Origin of the sequence: Thermovirga sp., from assembly GCA_012523215.1 — a bacterium.
GTDB lineage: Bacteria > Synergistota > Synergistia > Synergistales > Thermovirgaceae > 58-81.
Genome location: JAAYIZ010000209.1, coordinates 37,026 through 54,008 on the forward strand (window position 1 = coordinate 37,026; position 16,983 = coordinate 54,008).

At 57.4% G+C, this 16,983-nt stretch carries 16 protein-coding genes, 1 tRNA gene and 1 pseudogene; 17 read left to right on the forward strand and 1 reads right to left on the reverse strand.

Annotated elements, in window-relative coordinates; translation table 11 throughout:
* The first annotated feature begins 12 nt into the window (after positions 1-12).
* The 17 genes and pseudogenes from guaB to GX108_06095 all read left to right on the forward strand — a co-directional run bounded on the left by guaB (position 13) and on the right by GX108_06095 (position 16,734).
* Complete coding sequence (gene guaB / locus GX108_06015) at positions 13-1,488, forward strand: IMP dehydrogenase (GenBank protein NLO56593.1); 1,476 nt, start codon at positions 13-15, stop codon at positions 1,486-1,488.
* A 193-nt stretch (positions 1,489-1,681) separates the two neighbouring features.
* Positions 1,682-2,209, forward strand: coding sequence for a ribosome maturation factor RimP (locus tag GX108_06020; GenBank protein NLO56594.1), 528 nt, complete (start codon positions 1,682-1,684; stop codon positions 2,207-2,209).
* The gene (nusA, locus tag GX108_06025; protein ID NLO56595.1) at positions 2,209-3,315 is read left to right on the forward strand and encodes a transcription termination/antitermination protein NusA; all 1,107 of its coding nucleotides are present in this window, start codon (positions 2,209-2,211) and stop codon (positions 3,313-3,315) included. The genes GX108_06020 and nusA overlap by 1 nt, the downstream gene beginning before the upstream one ends.
* A complete protein-coding gene (locus tag GX108_06030; GenBank protein ID NLO56596.1) occupies positions 3,312-3,632 on the forward strand; it encodes a YlxR family protein in 321 nt (106 codons plus the stop codon). The genes nusA and GX108_06030 overlap by 4 nt, the downstream gene beginning before the upstream one ends.
* Complete coding sequence (locus GX108_06035) at positions 3,625-3,954, forward strand: hypothetical protein (protein NLO56597.1); 330 nt, start codon at positions 3,625-3,627, stop codon at positions 3,952-3,954. The genes GX108_06030 and GX108_06035 overlap by 8 nt, the downstream gene beginning before the upstream one ends.
* Complete coding sequence (gene infB, locus GX108_06040; GenBank protein NLO56598.1) at positions 3,947-5,902, forward strand: translation initiation factor IF-2; 1,956 nt, start codon at positions 3,947-3,949, stop codon at positions 5,900-5,902. Before GX108_06035 ends, infB begins: the two co-directional genes overlap by 8 nt.
* A complete protein-coding gene (locus tag GX108_06045; protein ID NLO56599.1) occupies positions 5,899-6,225 on the forward strand; it encodes a DUF503 domain-containing protein in 327 nt (108 codons plus the stop codon). Before infB ends, GX108_06045 begins: the two co-directional genes overlap by 4 nt.
* Positions 6,206-6,580: a 30S ribosome-binding factor RbfA gene (gene rbfA / locus GX108_06050; GenBank protein ID NLO56600.1), complete on the forward strand. Its 375-nt coding sequence runs from the start codon at positions 6,206-6,208 to the stop codon at positions 6,578-6,580. The genes GX108_06045 and rbfA overlap by 20 nt, the downstream gene beginning before the upstream one ends.
* Positions 6,577-7,566, forward strand: a complete 990-nt coding sequence (locus GX108_06055) for a bifunctional oligoribonuclease/PAP phosphatase NrnA (GenBank protein NLO56601.1) — start codon at positions 6,577-6,579, stop codon at positions 7,564-7,566. Before rbfA ends, GX108_06055 begins: the two co-directional genes overlap by 4 nt.
* The gene (truB, locus tag GX108_06060) at positions 7,541-8,464 is read left to right on the forward strand and encodes a tRNA pseudouridine(55) synthase TruB (GenBank protein ID NLO56602.1); all 924 of its coding nucleotides are present in this window, start codon (positions 7,541-7,543) and stop codon (positions 8,462-8,464) included. The genes GX108_06055 and truB overlap by 26 nt, the downstream gene beginning before the upstream one ends.
* Positions 8,465-8,468: 4 nt before the next feature.
* Positions 8,469-9,389, forward strand: coding sequence for a riboflavin biosynthesis protein RibF (gene ribF / locus GX108_06065; GenBank protein NLO56603.1), 921 nt, complete (start codon positions 8,469-8,471; stop codon positions 9,387-9,389).
* A gap of 63 nt (positions 9,390-9,452) precedes the next feature.
* Positions 9,453-9,528: transfer RNA gene (locus GX108_06070), tRNA-Arg, on the forward strand.
* A gap of 105 nt (positions 9,529-9,633) precedes the next feature.
* Positions 9,634-10,242 (forward strand): protein-L-isoaspartate(D-aspartate) O-methyltransferase, encoded by a 609-nt coding sequence (locus GX108_06075; protein ID NLO56604.1) that lies wholly within the window; start codon positions 9,634-9,636, stop codon positions 10,240-10,242.
* Positions 10,243-10,271: 29 nt separating this feature from the next.
* Positions 10,272-10,778 carry a DUF1850 domain-containing protein gene (locus GX108_06080; GenBank protein ID NLO56605.1) on the forward strand — a complete coding sequence of 169 codons (507 nt, stop codon included), beginning with the start codon at positions 10,272-10,274 and terminating at the stop codon, positions 10,776-10,778.
* Positions 10,779-10,895: 117 nt separating this feature from the next.
* A complete protein-coding gene (locus GX108_06085; protein ID NLO56606.1) occupies positions 10,896-12,860 on the forward strand; it encodes a TRAP transporter permease in 1,965 nt (654 codons plus the stop codon).
* Positions 12,861-12,964: 104 nt separating this feature from the next.
* Complete coding sequence (gene ileS / locus GX108_06090) at positions 12,965-15,772, forward strand: isoleucine--tRNA ligase (protein ID NLO56607.1); 2,808 nt, start codon at positions 12,965-12,967, stop codon at positions 15,770-15,772.
* 24 nt (positions 15,773-15,796) lie between these two features.
* A pseudogene (locus GX108_06095) lies at positions 15,797-16,734 on the forward strand (RluA family pseudouridine synthase).
* On the opposite strand, the gene GX108_06100 reads toward GX108_06095, so the two are convergent.
* Positions 16,661-16,983 (reverse strand): DUF814 domain-containing protein (locus tag GX108_06100; GenBank protein NLO56608.1); only part of this gene is annotated, 323 nt, incomplete at its 5' end. The pseudogene GX108_06095 and the gene GX108_06100 overlap by 74 nt on opposite strands.

Here is a 16,983-nt window from a genome sequence, read left to right on the forward strand (position 1 = left end):
AGGAGGTGCCCTATGGACGGGCCCGAAATGAGGATAATTGGAGATGGCCTGACCTTCGACGATGTGCTCCTGGTGCCTTCCTACAGCGAGGTGATGCCTTCCCAGGTCGATGTCTCTTCCTGCCTGACCTCCGATATCAGCCTCAATATCCCCTTTTGCAGCTCCGCCATGGATACGGTTACCGAAAGCCGCATGGCCATTGCCCTTGCCAGGGAAGGCGGTATAGGCATCATCCACCGCAATATGGATTGCGAAAAGCAGGTAGCCGAGGTGGACAAGGTAAAACGTTCCGAGTCGGGGGTCATAGTGGACCCCTTTTATCTCCACCCCGACGATCTTGTCAGGGACGCAGTGGAACTCATGGACCATTACCATATATCGGGAGTTCCCATAGTCGATGGCCGACGGAAACTGGTAGGGATAATAACCAACCGCGATCTCCGGTTCATCACCGATTACCAGCAGCCCATCAGCAGGGTGATGACCCATGAAAACCTGGTCACGGCGCCCGTAGGGACCGATCTTGAAGGCGCGACCAAGATCCTGATGAAGCATAAGATCGAAAAATTGCCCATCGTCGACCGTGAGGGGATATTGAAAGGCCTGATCACCATAAAGGATATCCAGAAGGCCAGGGACTTTCCCAAGGCCTCCAAGGATTCCCGAGGCAGGCTCCGAGTCGGGGCGGCCCTGGGGGTCGGAGAGGGCGCCCTGGAAAGGGCAGGGAACCTGGTGGAGGCCGGCATCGATGTCCTCGTCGTGGATACGGCCCACGGACACTCCAAGTCCGTCGTGGAGACCATAAGACATATCAGGAGGAACTTCCCCGACGTGGCCCTGGTGGGGGGCAATATCGCCACGGGGGAGGCGGCCGAGGCCCTGATCGACGCGGGCGCCGACGCCGCCAAGGTCGGGGTGGGTCCCGGATCGATTTGCACCACCAGGGTGATCGCCGGGATAGGGATTCCCCAACTTTCGGCGATCATAAAAGTCGCTGCCGTGGCCCATTCCAGAGGAAAGACCGTCATCGCCGATGGCGGGATCCGCTATTCCGGCGATGTGGTCAAGGCCATCGCCGCCGGGGCCGATTCGGTGATGGTGGGATCGCTTTTCGCAGGCACCGACGAGAGTCCCGGCGAGGTGGTCATCTACCGGGGCCGATCCTTCAAGAGTTATCGGGGAATGGGTTCCCTCGGGGCCATGAGCATCGGGGAGAGCAAGGACCGTTACTTCCAGGAAGGCCAGACGGAGGAAAAACTCGTTCCCGAAGGAATCGAGGGTCTCGTGCCCTACAAGGGGCCCATGAGCGCCATCACCTATCAACTCGTAGGGGGCCTGAGGTCCGGCATGGGTTACGTAGGAGCCTCCGATATCGAGGAACTGCGAAGGAAGGCTGCCTTTGTCAGGATAACCGGGGCCGGCGTCAAGGAGAGCCACCCCCATGATGTCGTAATTACGAAGGAGGCCCCGAATTACCGGATGGAATAAAGTCGAAGGATCCCAATCCTCCAGGACTCATTCCTTTTGTTGTAAAAGAATTCAAAGGCGTGGTATACTTATTCGAGGTGAACCGCCTTAAAGGTTCGGACGGGCGAAGAGCAGGGAAATCCTGCTCTTTGTTTTTTATCCGCTTTTAAGGTGTTTCCCAAGCAAAGGATTCGCGGCAGGTGATGTTTTGAAGATGGCAAGACAGATTGAAAAGGAAACCATGCGCAGGATGCACGGTTCCATCAGGGAACTGGTGGAGGCCACCGGTTACGAGTACGTCCTGTCGGAACTGGCCCTGGAAGAAGGCCGTCCCGTGCTCAGGGTATTGATCGATAGCCTGGGGGGCATCAACGTGAAGGATTGTGAGATCGTTTCAAGGAAACTCGGGAGAATGCTCGACGACTTCGACCCGGGGCTTCCCGAGAGGTACTTCCTCCAGGTGAGTTCTCCCGGCGTCGAGAGGCCCTTGATAACGATGTCCGACTTCGAGCGCTTCGCGGGGAAGAGGGCGAGGATCAAGCTGAAGGAGAGCGTCAAAGACCGCAAGAACCTGACCGGTACCATCGTGGCGACCTCCGGAGAGGTCGTTCTCTTCGATGACGACGAATTGGGGCAGGTCAACATCCCCTTCGTTGACATGGCAAGATCTAATCTCGTCTTTGAAATGCCTGGCCAGGCCAGGACCGATGTCAAGGGAAAGAAGAAAAGGGGGCAGCAGTAATGCAGCTGGGACGCGATTTCCTTCGAGCCCTGAAGCAGATAACGCAGGAGAGAAACCTGCCCTTGGAGGTCATATCCTCGGGACTGGAGGCGGCCCTGGTATCGGCCTACCGCAAGTACAGGGGAGGCAACCAGAATGTTGAGGTATACGTGGCCCTCGAGAACGGGGAGATATCCATCAACGAAGTCAGGCAAATCGTTGAAGAGGTCAGCGACGCCGATACGGAGCTGACCCTTGAGGACGCCGCCAGGCTGGGTTTTAATGACCTTGAGGTTGGGGATATTGTCCGGGTGGAGGTCGAGCCTGAAAAGTTTGGCCGTATAGCGGCCCAGACCGCCAGGCAGGTCATCATACAAAGGCTGAAGGATGCCGAGAGGCAGATCATCTACGAGGAGTTCTCCGACAAGATCGGTGATCTCATCAATGGCGTGGTCTTCAAATCGGAGGACGAACAGGTCCTGGTTCGGCTCAACGACAGGACGGAGGCCATCCTGCCCAGGGAGGAGAGGATCGTGGGAGAATCCTATGCCCTGGGAAGCAGGATGAAGTTTTATCTCGTAGAGGTGAGGCAAACTACGAGGGGACCCAAGATAATCGTCTCCCGGAGTCACCCCGGGCTGCTGAGGAGGCTCCTGGAACTGGAGATACCCGAGGTGAGGGAGGGGACCATCGAGATCAAGGAGATCGTCAGGGAATCCGGCGTGAGGGCCAAGGTGGCCGTTTCCACCCTGGACCAGAACGTGGATCCCGTGGGTGCCTGCATCGGCAGCGGCGGGGCCAGGATCAAATCCATAAGCAAGGAACTCGGGGGTGAAAGGATCGACGTGGTCGTATGGAGCAGCGACCCCCTGGCTTTCATCAGGAATGCCCTGTCGCCGGCCCGGGTCCTGAAGGTCGAACCGGTCCTGGAGCAGGAGAGATCGGTCCAGGTCTTCGTCAGGCCCGATCATCTCTCCCTGGCCATAGGAAAAGCCGGACAGAATGTCAGGTTGGCGGCGCGCCTTACCAAGTGGAAAATCGATATCAAGGTCCTGGAACCTGAAAAGTTACCGACCCTCCAAGACCTTTTCGATGAACTGGTCAACCCCGAAGAGGCTGAGTTGTGACGGGAGCCGGCGCCGGCCATGAAAAAAGAAAAAGACCCAGGACCTGCGCGGGTTGCGGAGGAGAGTTCCCTAAAAGGGATTTGTTGAGGATCGTCAGGCGCCCCGATGGCCAGGTCGTGGTCGACCTTCCAGGGAAGACTCCCGGCAGGGGGGCTTACATCTGCCGAAGACTCGAGTGCCTCGAACGGGCCTTGAAAAGGAAGCAGCTTTCCCGGTCCCTCAAGGTCAAGGTGCCTGAAGAACTTGTGGCATCGCTGATGATTCTGCTGAAGGAGAACGGTGCTTCCGATTCCCCGGGGGGCGAAGGCATTGAATGAAAAATTACCCGGCCTTTTCGGGATCGCGAGGAAAGCGGGTATGCTTTTCTCGGGGCAGGATGCCGTCAGGACTGAACTCAAAAAAGGGAACAGGCTCCTGGTGATACTTTCCGGCGACCATTCTCCTAACGTGAGATCCATGATCGAAGGTTACAGGAGAAGAGGAGCTTGCCGTATCGCGGTCTTGCCATCTCTGGGCAGAGAAGAATTGGGGAGTATGATTTCGACGGGGCGGACCCAGATCATAGGCCTGCCCCTCGGTTGGGGACTGTCGGACAAGATAGAGAAGCTTGTGGCCGGGGAGGTCGATAGATATGAGTAAGATCAGGGTCTATGAACTGGCAAAGATGCTGGGAAAGTCAAACAAGGAAATGATGAATCTTCTGAAGGACCTCGGTATAGAGGTCAACAATCATATGAACTCTATAGAATCGGAAACGGCGCAGCTGGTGGAAGACGCCCTCCTCGAAAAAAGCGAGAAGCCTGCCGGGGATGAGAAACCGCCAAAAAGGGTGGTCGTCCCCAGGGGAGCCCCGATAAACGAGGTAGCGACCCTGCTGGATAAGAAAGCCGGTGAACTCGTCAGGATCCTCGTCTCCTCGGGTCACATGATCCCGGCCGATTCGCCGGTAACCGATGAGATTCTCGAGGTCCTCTCCGCCGAACTCGGTTTTGAGATCGTGGCCGACGACGAAGAAGCTCTGGAGGACCACGCGGTTTTAACCAAGAAGCCGGTTTTCAAGGGAGAAAATCTCCAGGAGAGAGCCCCCATAATAACCGTAATGGGACACGTTGACCACGGAAAAACCACCCTTCTTGACCATATCAGGAAAACCAGGATCACCGAGACCGAGGCGGGAGGCATTACCCAGCATATAGGCGCTTCCACGGTGGTCCACAAGGGAAGAAGGATCGTCTTCCTGGACACGCCCGGGCACGAAGCCTTCACGGCTATGAGGGCCAGGGGGGCCCAGGCCACGGACATCGTGATCCTGGTGGTTGCGGCCGACGACGGCGTCAAACCCCAGACCATCGAGGCCCTTAATCATGCCAAGGCTTCGGGTGTACCGATCGTGGTGGCGGTCAACAAGGTCGATAAACCCGAGGCCCGACCCGACCGCGTCCGGCAACAATTGTCGGATCACGGGCTTGTCCCCGAGGAGTGGGGCGGGGACACCATCGCCGTGGATATTTCGGCTGTAACCGGTCATGGAATAGATCAACTCCTGGAGATGGTCCTCATCGTGGCCGATCTGCTTGAGCTCAAGGCCGATCCCACGGTCTCACCCGAGGGGATCGTGATCGAGGCGAGGCTCGATAAAGGCAAGGGTCCGGTGGCCACCGTCCTGGTCCAACAGGGCACGCTGAGAAGGGGAGATGTCGTCCAGACCGATTCAGCCTGGGGAAGGATCAGGGCCATGATCGACGATGCCGGGAACCAGACCGATGAGGCCGGTCCCAGCACGGCGGTGGAGATACTGGGGTTCTCGGCGGTCCCCCAGCCGGGAGAATTGTTCTCCCTGGCCAAAAACGAAAAGGAAGCCCGCCAGGCGATCAGCGACAGGGAGGCCGCCAGGAAAAGGGCGGGATCGGCCCCCCCGAAGAAGATCACCCTCGAGGAAATGTACGACCGCATGCAGATGGAGGAGACCCCTGTCCTCTCAGTGGTCCTCAAGTGCGATGTCCAGGGGTCGCTGGAAGCCCTTAAGGCCTCATTGAAGAAGATCGAGACCAGCGAGGTGGGCATCCAGTTCGTCCATGAGGGTGTCGGAAGGATTTCCGAGTCGGATGTTATGCTTGCTTCAGCCTCGAACGCCATTATCATCGGCTTCAACGTCAGGCCCGACCCCAACGCCAGGAGGATCGCGGAAGACGAGGGGGTCCAGATCAGGCTTTACAGGATAATTTATGATGTAATCGAGGATGTTCATGCTGCCCTCGAGGGCATGCTGGCGCCTACTCTCCGGGAGCATGTCCTGGGACAGGCCGAGATCCGGGCGATCTTCAAGGTTCCCAAGGCCGGGAAGGTAGCCGGCTGCTATGTGACCGACGGGGTGATCAAGCGGGGAGCGAAGGTAAGGCTGATCAGGGATGGCGTGGTCTTTTGGGAAGGCAGCCTCTCCGCGCTCAGGAGGTTCAAGGACGATGCCAGGGAAGTATCCGCGGGATATGAATGCGGCATGAGCTTCTCAAACCAGCAGGATTTCCAGGAAGGGGATACGGTTGAAGCCTTTGAACTGGTAGAGGAAAGGAGAACCCTGGAAAGATGAGGGAACGGGCCGCCTTCTGCGGCATGTTATTTGTTCACCTTAAAATACCTGAAGCCACCAGCCTGAAGGACAGGAGGCAGGTGACGAGGTCCATCCTGGGAAGGGCGCGGAGCAGGTTCAACGTCTCCGCCGCGGATCTCGGACCCGATGGGTCCTGCCAGGAAGGTTTCCTGGCCTTTTCCGCCCTGTCGTCTTCCCATTCCGGGGCTGAAGAAAGGATCGACTCGTTGATGCGCCTGGTCCGTTCAATGGAAGAAAAGGGGGACTTCTTTCTGGTACGCGAGAAGAAAGAGGTAAAAAGATATGACGACTTTCAGGATTGAAAGGATAAACAGGGAACTGTTACGCAGGATCTCGGACCTGATAAGGACGAGGATCAAGGATGATACCTTAAAGGAGGCCGTGCTTTCGGAGGTCTCCTGCAGCAAAGACCTTTCACACGCCAAGGTTTATTTCAGGGCTCTTACCCCGGGAAGCCGCGAGAATGTCGAGGTATCGCTCAACAGGACCGCGGGAGTGATGAGGTCCATGCTCGGGAAAAGTATGCGGCTAAGGCAAGTGCCGGAACTCCATTTCATATACGATGCTACCGAGGACCGGGCCCAGGCCATAGAGGATATACTTGACAGCCTGGACCTCCCCGAAGTAGAGGAAGAAACGGAGGATGCCGGCTGTTGAAGGACCTTCACGGGATGGTCAGCCTCCTTGAAAGTGTGCCGGAGTGGATCATCGTGGCCCATGAAAAACCCGACGGCGATACGTTGGGTTGCGGGAGCGCCCTTTTCCTCCAGGGCGCGTCCATGGGCAAGAAGTGTTCGTGGTACGGCCCCGACCCTTTCCCCAGGGTGTACGGGTTTTTACCCTTCCATGAAAGGTATGTCGCCGCGGCATCTCTCGAAAGCAGCGTGCGTTCAGCCTACCTGGCCGTAATCGTGTTGGATACGAGCAACCCCGAAAGGACCCTGAAAGGACTTCCATCCCCCGGCGAAAAGGCCGTTGTCATCAATATAGACCATCATGGCGACAATAGCAGGTTCGGGTCGCTGAACTGGGTCGACGAAGGAGCGTCTTCGGTGGGCTTGATGGTCCATGATCTTTTCCTCGCGGCACAGTGGGAGATCTCCACGAAAGTGGCCGAATCACTGCTCACGGCCATCGCCACCGATACGGGTTTTTTCCGGTTTCCTTCGACGGATGAGAGGACGTTAAGGGTCGCGGCGGACCTGGTGGGCCGAGGAGGCAAACCTTCCAGGATCTTCCGGATGGTTTACGAAAACCGTTCCCTGGAGGGGATCCATCTTTGGGGAAGAGGGCTTTCCCGGGCCAGCCTTCACCTGGACGGTCGGGTCTGCGTCACCTACCTGTCGAGGGAGGATCTGGCCGCCCTTGGAGCTAGGAGGGACGACACGGAGAACCTGGTAAACACCCTGCTCTCCGTCAGCGGCGTTCAGGTCGCCGCCCTTTTCCAGGAGGACGAGGGATACTGTCGCGTCAGCATCCGGACAAAAGAGCCCATGAACGCCAGGAAGATAGCAGCCCTCTGGGGTGGAGGCGGTCACGAGCGAGCGTCGGGGTGCAAGATGGAGGATAACCCTGAAAGATCACTCGAGGCTTTCATCAGGAGGCTGGAGGATCTGGATGAGATCGGGATTTCTGATCATTGACAAGGTGCCGGGCACAAGAAGTACCCAATGCGTCAACCTGGCAAAAAAGATCCTGGGCGGCAAGACGCGGGTGGGGCATGGGGGTACCCTGGATTCGGGGGCTTCCGGGGTTCTCGTCCTGCTGATCGGAAGGGCCACGAGAACTTCCCGTTTCGTGATGATGCTGCCCAAGACCTACCTGGCCACGGCGCGCCTGGGAATTAGGACTGACACCGATGACCTTTCCGGCGAGGTTATTTCCGCTGGTGACATTGGCGAGGTTGATGAGGAGGGTGTCGACAGGGCCCTGTTTTCCCTTTACGGCCACAGGGACCAGGTTCCACCAGCTTTTTCGGCGGTCAAGGTCAAAGGCAGGAGGGCTCATTTGATGGCAAGGAAGGGTTACGATGTGGAGCTGGCCGCGAGGCCGGTGCTGATCACGTCCCTCCGGAGGACCGGCCCCATAATGGAAGGGCGGGATGTGCCCTTGAAGATAAACTGCCACCAGGGTACCTACGTCAGAAGCATCGTAAGGGATCTTGGAGAATTTATCGGATGCGGAGCCACTGTTTTAAGCCTCCAGAGGGAATCCCTCGGCCCCTTTTTTGCGGCCGATGCCTTGTCCAGCGATGATATGGCCTCGATGGAATCCACTTCCCTCGAGGAGAGAATCCTTCCCCTTTCATTCCTTTCAAGCAGTTTTACATCCTACCAGGCTTCCCGTGACGAGGAAGAGGCGATCGCCTCCGGGAGTCCCTTGCGGGTGGGGGAGCTGACGCGAAGCGGTTGGGGAAGATATCGGACCGGGGAGTTCGTCCTTATCTTTGGAAAGAAAATAGTGTCTTTCGCGCGGATCGAATCCGGAGGCGGCGCCGGCTTGGCCAGGCCCGTCACCAACCTGGCGTTGGAAGGACCGTAAAAAAATGATAGCCGTTGTTGGATCCTTTGACGGTTTTCACCTTGGACACAGGAGGCTCTTCAAGACCGCGGAAAACCTTTCGCAAAATATTTCCGATTCCTGGTGCGTGGTGACCTTTTTCCCCCATCCCCAGTCCGTTTTGGACCGCAAAGCTTTTTTGCCCCTTTTCACCGAGCCGGAAAAGGACATCCTCGGGAAATGCCTGGGCATACCGGAAATAGTCAGGTTGCATTTTTCCAAAGATTTGGCGGAGATGGAGCCCGATGATTTTCTTGGATTCCTGGAGGACAACCTTTTCATCAGGGGACTTGTCGTGGGAGAGGATTTCCGTTTCGGCAGGAATCGGCGCGGCGACGCGGTACTCCTGAGAGAACTCGCCTCCAGGCGAGGTTGGAAGGTCGAGGTCGTTCCTCATCTTGCCACCCCTTCCGGGAGGAAGATTGGAAGCAGGCTCATCAGGGAGCGCGTTATCAAGGGAGATTTGGCCGATGCCTCAACGGACCTTGGCCATCCCTTCATGATCAGGGGCGTCGTCGTTCACGGCGATGGAAGAGGCAGGACGATCGGTTTCCCGACGATAAATCTTTCACTCCCCGGCATTAAATTGATGCCCGCCAGGGGCGTTTACGCTGGAGGGGTTGCCTTCGGTTCCGATGCTCTCCCAGCGGCGGTCAACATCGGGTTGAACCCGACCTTCCCCGGCGTGGGGGAGCTCAGGTGCGAGGCTTACATCCCCGGCTTCAGGGGTGAACTATACGGGAAAGAGGTTTCGCTTTTCTTTTTCAGGAGGCTCAGGAGGGAAAAAGCTTTTCCCGCCGTTTCCCTGCTGGTGGAGCAGATGAAGACCGACGTGAGAAGCACCTTGGCGGAATGGGACGGAACGGGAGAAGAGACGAAGAGATTCATGTCCTGCTGCGGCCCCTGATCGGCGCAAGGGGATCATTGAAGTTGTAATGATCCCATGGTAATATTACGAACGTTCAATGACGGGCCTGTAGCTCAGAGGATAGAGCAACGGCCTCCTAAGCCGTAGGTCAGGCGTTCGAATCGCCTCAGGCCCGCCAACCGTGTTTCGTCCCGTAAGAGCAAGGATTAAGGCTCTTTTTTCGAAAACCTTGATCGGTCTCGAGGTGGACTCCTTGGAGGACTGGGAAGCCAGAGCGGAAAGGATGGTCCTTTCCCAGATCGAGGTCAGGGGTATCAGGGACGAGAAGATCCTTGAAGCGTTCAGAAACGTCCCGCGCCACCTTTTCGTTCCCGAAAGGCTCAGGAAATGGGCTTTCGATGATAACCCCCTCCCTCTGGAAAATGGCCAGACCATATCACAACCCTATATGGTGGCCCTGATGACATCCCGGCTTGAGGTCGACGCCGGTATGAAGGTCCTTGAAATTGGCACTGGTTCGGGCTACCAGGCGGCCATCCTCGCCTGGATGGGCGCGGAGGTTCATACCATTGAGCGGATCGCCTCAATGGCCAGGTCAGCCTCGCTTCTCCTGGACGAACTCGGCTACCAGGTCAAGGTTTATCACAGGGATGGGAAGCTCGGACTGCCCGAGGAAGCCCCTTTTGACCGTGTCATCGTGACGGCGGTCGCCACCTCCGTGCCTTCGGCCTTGATGGAGCAAACGGCCCGGAACGCAAGGATCGTCATTCCCGTGATTGTCCCCGGCGGAACGGAAAGGCTCCTGACCAGGGTCAAGGAAGGCGGTCGTTACAGGGATGAATGGGGGGAGTACTGCCGTTTTGTGTCCCTCCTGGAGGGCACCGTTGAATAAAACCACGATCTCCCGAGAAGGCGCAGACGATGAAAATCAAACCTCGAACATTCGCCGCGACTATATTTTCTCTTTTTCTGTTCATGACCTGTACACCCGTCTCGATCCTGGAAATTTCCGATGGCAAAGCAGTGTTGCATTCAAGTCCCATACCGGTGGGGTATTCTTTCACCACGAGGTACATCCACTCCGTTGAAAGAACCCCCGTTGAAGACGATTACAGGGTAGTGGGGGGAAAGATCTGGGCCTGGGAAGAGCGAGTGGTCTCGCAGAACGCCGGCCTTCCTATCGTAATTCCCAGAAACGGCAAGTTGATCGTGGACGGACAGTGGTTCCGATTCCGGGGTGGAAGAAGCGCTTGGGAAAGATTTTACTACAGGGTAGGCGACGAAAAGTTCGGCAGGAACATCCTCATTCTCCCCGGGAGGTTACAGGTGATCCATGAACTTTTCAGGATTTACCCATCCAGAAGATTGGATTTCTCCGTAGGTGTCAGGCCTTTTTGGGAGGCCCTTTCCAAAGCACGGCATCTGTGACGTATCGTGAGGGTGTGGTAGAATCGACCTGATTCGCAGCAATTTCACCCCTTAAAGAGGCTTCCACAGAAGCCGACAGGACAGGGAGGGTTTTTTTTGACCGACAAGACCGATGAAATCGACCTCGGCAAGGCGGACAACACCGAGGCGGAACAGGAGCAGATCGACCTTGATGAACTAAGAAGGCGTTTCGACACCGAGGCGAGGACCAGGACCCTCTCGGGATGGGAGGCGAAACTGGTCCTTTTGGCGGCCGTTGTCCTCTCCCTCTTCCATTTCTATACCTCCGGGTTCGGCCTCATGCTAGCCATCAAGCAAAGGGCTGTTCACCTGGCCCTGGTTCTTTTCATGGTCTACATGCTCTACCCTGTTTCGGGCAAAGCACGCAAGGATGCCGTTCCCTGGTACGATTTTGTCCTGGGCGGGGTGGCCGCTTACGTGGTCTTTTACCATGTGATCTTTTTCAATGAGATCGTGATGAGGGCTGGTCTTCCGACGACCATGGATATTACCGCGGGATTACTGGGTATCCTCCTTTTGTTGGAAGCCACCAGGAGGGTATCCAACCCCGTGTTGCCCGGGATCGCCATATTTTTTCTTTTTTATTGTTACTTCGGAAGGCATTTCCCCTCGCTTTTCGCCCACAGGGGTTTCAATATAACCAGGATCATCAATCACATGTACATGGGGACCGAAGGAGTGTTTGGAACTCCCCTGGGGGTATCCTCGACCTTTGTCTTCATGTTCATCCTTTTCGGGTCCTTCCTGGAACAAACCGGTATGGGGCGTTTTATCATCGACCTTTCCATAGCCCTTGCCGGGGGTTCCACCGGGGGACCGGCGAAGGTGGCCGTATTGAGTTCGGGACTGCTGGGGACCATTTCGGGGTCGTCGGTGGCCAATGTCTGCACCACGGGGATGTTCACCATCCCTCTCATGAAAAGCGTCGGCTATGAACCCTATTTTGCCGGGGCCGTAGAGGCAGTGGCTTCCACGGGGGGTCAGATCATGCCTCCCGTCATGGGCGCTGCGGCGTTCATCATGGCGGAGTTCCTGGGTATACCCTATATCCAGGTGGCCCTCGCCGCCGTTGTTCCGGCCTTGCTTTATTACTTCGCGGTCATGGTACAGGTGCACATCGAAGCGACCAGGCTGGGCCTCAGAGGGCTTCCCCGGGAAAAACTGCCCAAGATAATTCCGTTGATGAAGAAGAAAGGGCATCTCCTGATCCCCCTGGGCGCGATAATCTACTTCCTTCTTGCCGGTTACACTCCTTTGAAGGCGGCCTACTACGGCATCCTGGCCACCCTGGTCGTGTCCTTCCTGAACAGGGAGACCAGGGTTACCTTCACAAAATTCGTCGAAGCCCTGGATTCGGGGGCCAGGGGCGCCCTCGGAGTGGCCTGTGCCTGCGGAACCGTGGGGATAGTGGTGGGGACCGCCACCCTGACAGGGTTGGGGCTCCGCATCGCCAGCGCCATCATCACCCTCTCCGGCGGGATCCTGATCGTATCGCTGCTGTTGACCATGGTGGCCTGCATTCTGCTCGGCGCCGGCCTCCCTACGACGGCCAACTTCATCGTCACCAGCACGATGGCCGCTCCCGCCTTGCTGCAGTTGGGTGTGGCGCCCATGGCGGCCTACATGTTCGTGCTTTACTTCGGCATCGCCGCGGATTTAAGCCCACCGGTGGCCCTGGCCGCCTACGCCGGGGCGGGCATTGCCGGGGCGGACCCCATGAGGACGGGTTGGGTCGCCATCAAGCTGGCCCTGGCGGGTTTCTTGGTGCCCTATATCTATGTCTACAACCCCATGCTCGTTTTGGTCGACTTTGAGGCCCTCCCGTTCATTATGTCCATAGGGACGGCGTTGCTGGGCGTGTTCCTCCTGGGGATGGGCACCATAGGCTTTTACAAGACCAGGATGCCCCTGTGGGTCAGGATCTTGGCCCTGGCCGGAGCCCTGGGTCTCCTGGTACCGGGCATGAGATCGGACTCCATCGGCTTGGCCGTGCTCCTCTTCGTGCATTTCTTCCAGGCCGCTCGATTCAAAAAAGAGGCGGCGGCTACGGAAACAACCTAGGGCCAGCCTGGTCACCCGCCATCCTGGCCAAAGTATCCCTGAACCAGGAAGGTCGCCAGGTCATGCCGGCGGCCTTTTTGAATAAAGAAGGAGGCGTCCAGCGCGTGTCGACCGATTACAAGAATACCTTGAACCTCCCCGATACATCTTTCCCCATGCGGGCTAACCTGGTCAAGAGGGAACCTGGCATCATTTCTTTCTGGGAAGAGAAGGGGATTTACAAAAAACTGATGGCCGAGAGGGAAGGGGCAAAAAAGTTCGTCCTTCACGATGGGCCCCCCTACGCCAACGGGGACATCCATATCGGGACGGCTTTCAATAAGATCCTTAAGGATCTTGTCCCAAAATACAAATGGATGAAGGGTTTTCAGTCTCCCTACGTTCCGGGTTGGGACACCCACGGTCTGCCCATCGAGCTCAGGGTCCTCAAGGAGATCGGCCGGTCGAAGGAGACCATCGACCCCGTTGAATTAAGGAAGCAATGCATGGCTTACGCCGAGAAGTATATCGATATCCAGAGGTCGGAGTTCAAGAGGCTCGGGGTGCTTGGAGACTGGGAGAATCCCTACATCACCTTCAAGCCGGAGTACGAGGCGGCCCAGATCGGCGTCTTCGCCGACATGGTGGAAAAGGGCCTTGTGTACAAGGGCCGGAAACCCGTTTTCTGGTGCATAGATTGCCAGACGGCCCTCGCCGCGGCTGAGATAGAGTACGAAGACGAAACCTCGCCATCGGTCTACGTGGCCTACCCGCTGGTAACCTCGGGCAACAGCGCGGTGGAGGAGGCCATAGGCGGAAGGGAGGCCTATGTCATCGTCTGGACCACTACGCCCTGGACACTCCCTGCAAGCCTCGCCGTGGCGATCCATCCCGATTACGATTACTCTCTCGTGCCCGCCCCCGATGGCAAGGTCTACATCTTGGCCCAGGCGCTCAGGAAGAAGGTTTCATCCGTGACCGGCCTCGAGTTCGGGGAACCGCTCATCACCGTCAAGGGGCGAGATCTCGCCAAGGCCCGCGCCCTGCACCCCTTCTACGACGACAGGGATATCATTTTCGCCCTCGCCGATTATGTTGGCCTCGACCAGGGGACCGGCTGCGTCCATACGGCCCCCGGTCACGGAGCGGAGGACTTCGAGACGGGCATCCGATATGGCCTTGACATACTCAACCCCGTCGATGACAAGGGCTTCTTCCTGCCCGATACGGAACTCGTGGGAGGCCTCTCCCTTGACGAGGGCTCCGAAAAGGTCCTGGCCGTCCTTCGGGAGAGGGGCCGACTTCTCGGCAGCGGCAGGATGACCCACTCATACCCTCATTGCTGGAGGTGCAAGAAGCCCGTCATTTTCAGGGCTACCGATCAGTGGTTCGTCGCGGTCAATGCTTTCAAGGATAATACCCTCGATCAGATCGACCAGGTCAAGTGGATACCCGAATGGGGCAAGGAAAGGATCGCCAACATGGTCAAGGAGCGATCCGACTGGTGCATCAGTCGACAGAGAATCTGGGGAGTCCCCATACCCGCTTTCTATTGCGAGGGATGCAAGGGTGTAGTGGCTGATCCCACGAGGATCAGGAAGGTCCAGGACCTTTTCCGCATCAAGGGTTCCAACAGCTGGTGGCGCCTTTCCCCGGAAGAGATCCTCGGAGAACTGGCGTTTTGCCCCCATTGTGAGAGCCGTCAACTCAGGAAAGAGACGGATATAATGGACGTCTGGTTTGATTCCGGCTGCAGCCACGCGGCGGTGCTGGCCACCCGTAAGGACCTCAAGTGGCCCGCCGACCTCTACCTCGAGGGGAGCGACCAGCACAGGGGTTATTTCCAGACCTCTCTCCTGACCTCGGTGGCGACGAGAGGCAGGGCTCCCTACGATATGGTCCTCACCCACGGTTTCATCGTCGATGGCGAGGGAAGGAAGATGTCCAAATCCCTGGGAAACGTCATCGCTCCCCAGGAGATAATCGATAAGTACGGCGCCGATATCCTGCGCCTTTGGGTAGCTTCCACCGATTACAGGAACGATATAAGGATATCGGACCAGATACTGTCCAACCTCGTGGAGTCCTACCGAAGGATCAGGAACACCGCCCGCTTCCTACTGGGCAACCTCAATGACTTCGATCCGGGTAAGGATAGGGTGCCCTTCACGAAGATGCCTGAACTCGAGCGCTGGATCCTTTCCGGGACGCAGCGGCTGATAAGGAAAGCGACGAAGGGCTTCGACGAGTTCGAATTTCACGCCCCCGCCTATATGATCCATCATTTCTGCGTCAACGATTTGAGCGCCCTCTACCTGGATGTCCGAAAGGACCGGCTTTACGCGGAGGATCGTGACGGACGGGCGCGGAGAAGCTGCCAGACTGCCCTATGGATCATCCTTCGCGCCTTGATGGAGATGCTGTCCCCGGTGCTGAGCTTCACCTCGGAGGAGGTATGGCAGGAAATGAGAAACTTGGACCCCTCCCTCCCCGAGAGTGTTTTTCTTTCCCATTGGCCCGCCGTGGACGAATCACTCCTCGACGAAGAACTGGACCGCCGCTGGGAGAAGATTCTCGATCAAAGGGGGGTCATATCGAGAGCCCTCGAATCGGCAAGGTCGTCCGGTATCATTGGTCATTCGCTCGATGCCCGGGTGGAGGTGCTAAAGGGCAAAACCGGGGAGGATCCGATGGTGCTTCTGCCGGAGGATGAGTGGACTACCCTGTCGATAGTGTCCTCGTTGCGCGTTGTGGAAGCCTTCGCAGAAGGCGGTTTCTCGTGGAAGGACCCCGAGACGGGCATGGAATTTAACATCAGAAAAGCTTCGGGAGAAAAGTGCCCAAGATGCTGGAGGTGGGCTCCGGAAGTATCGGAACAAGGGGTCTGCGACAGGTGCCGGGGTGTCCTCGGTCGGATGAACGACGCCGGTTAATCAAAGGAGCAGGGTGAAAGGGGCATGGGAGAAGAAGAGATCCTTTCGCTGGTCGTAGGTGAGGACCTGGATGGCGAAAGGCTCGATGTCTTCTTGACATGGAAACTCGACAGGACGAGGTCCCAGGTCCAGGCTCTCATCAGGGACGGAAAGGTGCGGATCGAACAGGGCAAGAGGGCCCGATCCTCGCTGCTAGTTCGTAGTGGCATGGCCATCAGTGTATCCCTGGAACCACGGTCTGTTAAGGAAATCATACCGGAACCGGTGAACTTCGGGGTGGTCTGGGAGGATGAAGACATCCTGGTCGTGGACAAGCCTTCCGGCCTCATTGTCCACCCTTCTCCCGGTCATTGGAAGGGGACCCTGGTCCATGGACTGCTGCATAAATTCCCGGAGATAGCGGGATCGGGTGCCTCCGGTCGACCTGGAATAGTCCACCGGTTAGATGCGTCGACGTCGGGGCTGATGGTGGTTGCCCGTAACGACCGCTCCCTCGACATACTTGCCAGGGCTTTCCAGGAACGGCGGGTTAGAAAGGAGTACCTGGCCCTGGTGTGGGGTGTTCCCAAAATACCCCTTGGAAGAATAGACCTGCCTATCGGGAGAAACCCCAGGAACCGCTACAGGATGGCCATATCCTCCTCGGGGAAAAGCGCTGTCACCGACTACTCCGTGATCTGGAGCAGGAGGGGATTTTCCCTGGTCAGGTGTAGCCTTGTGACGGGAAGGACCCACCAGATCAGGGTTCACATGAGACACATAGGCTGTACCCTGTGGGGGATAAGCTTTATGCTCCCAGGATGAAAGCCCCCTTCGGCTTTGTCTGTATCTTTCTTCATTCTTGGGTACTTGGTTTTGACCATCCCAGGAGTGGGAAACCCCTGCTATTCAGGGCTTTTCTTCACCGGGAGCTGAAGACTTTTCTTGGAGAAGTCTTGACCAAAGACGGGGAGAGATCATGAGGGTACGGGCCCTGGAATAGACGACCTCCGAGATAGTCCCGGGGATGGGCCTCACGTTCTTCCGTCTCGTATAGTCCACTGCGACGGTCAGCGACTCGGAGGATCGGCTGTAAAAAGCCGCCAGGGACGATGCAAACTCGAGCGCGTCACCCGGAAGGGGCGTTTTACCCGGAAGCCTCAACACCACGTGGGCTCCGGGGGTATCCTTGGCGTGGAACCAGAGATCTTCCGGTGACGATAGGACGAAAG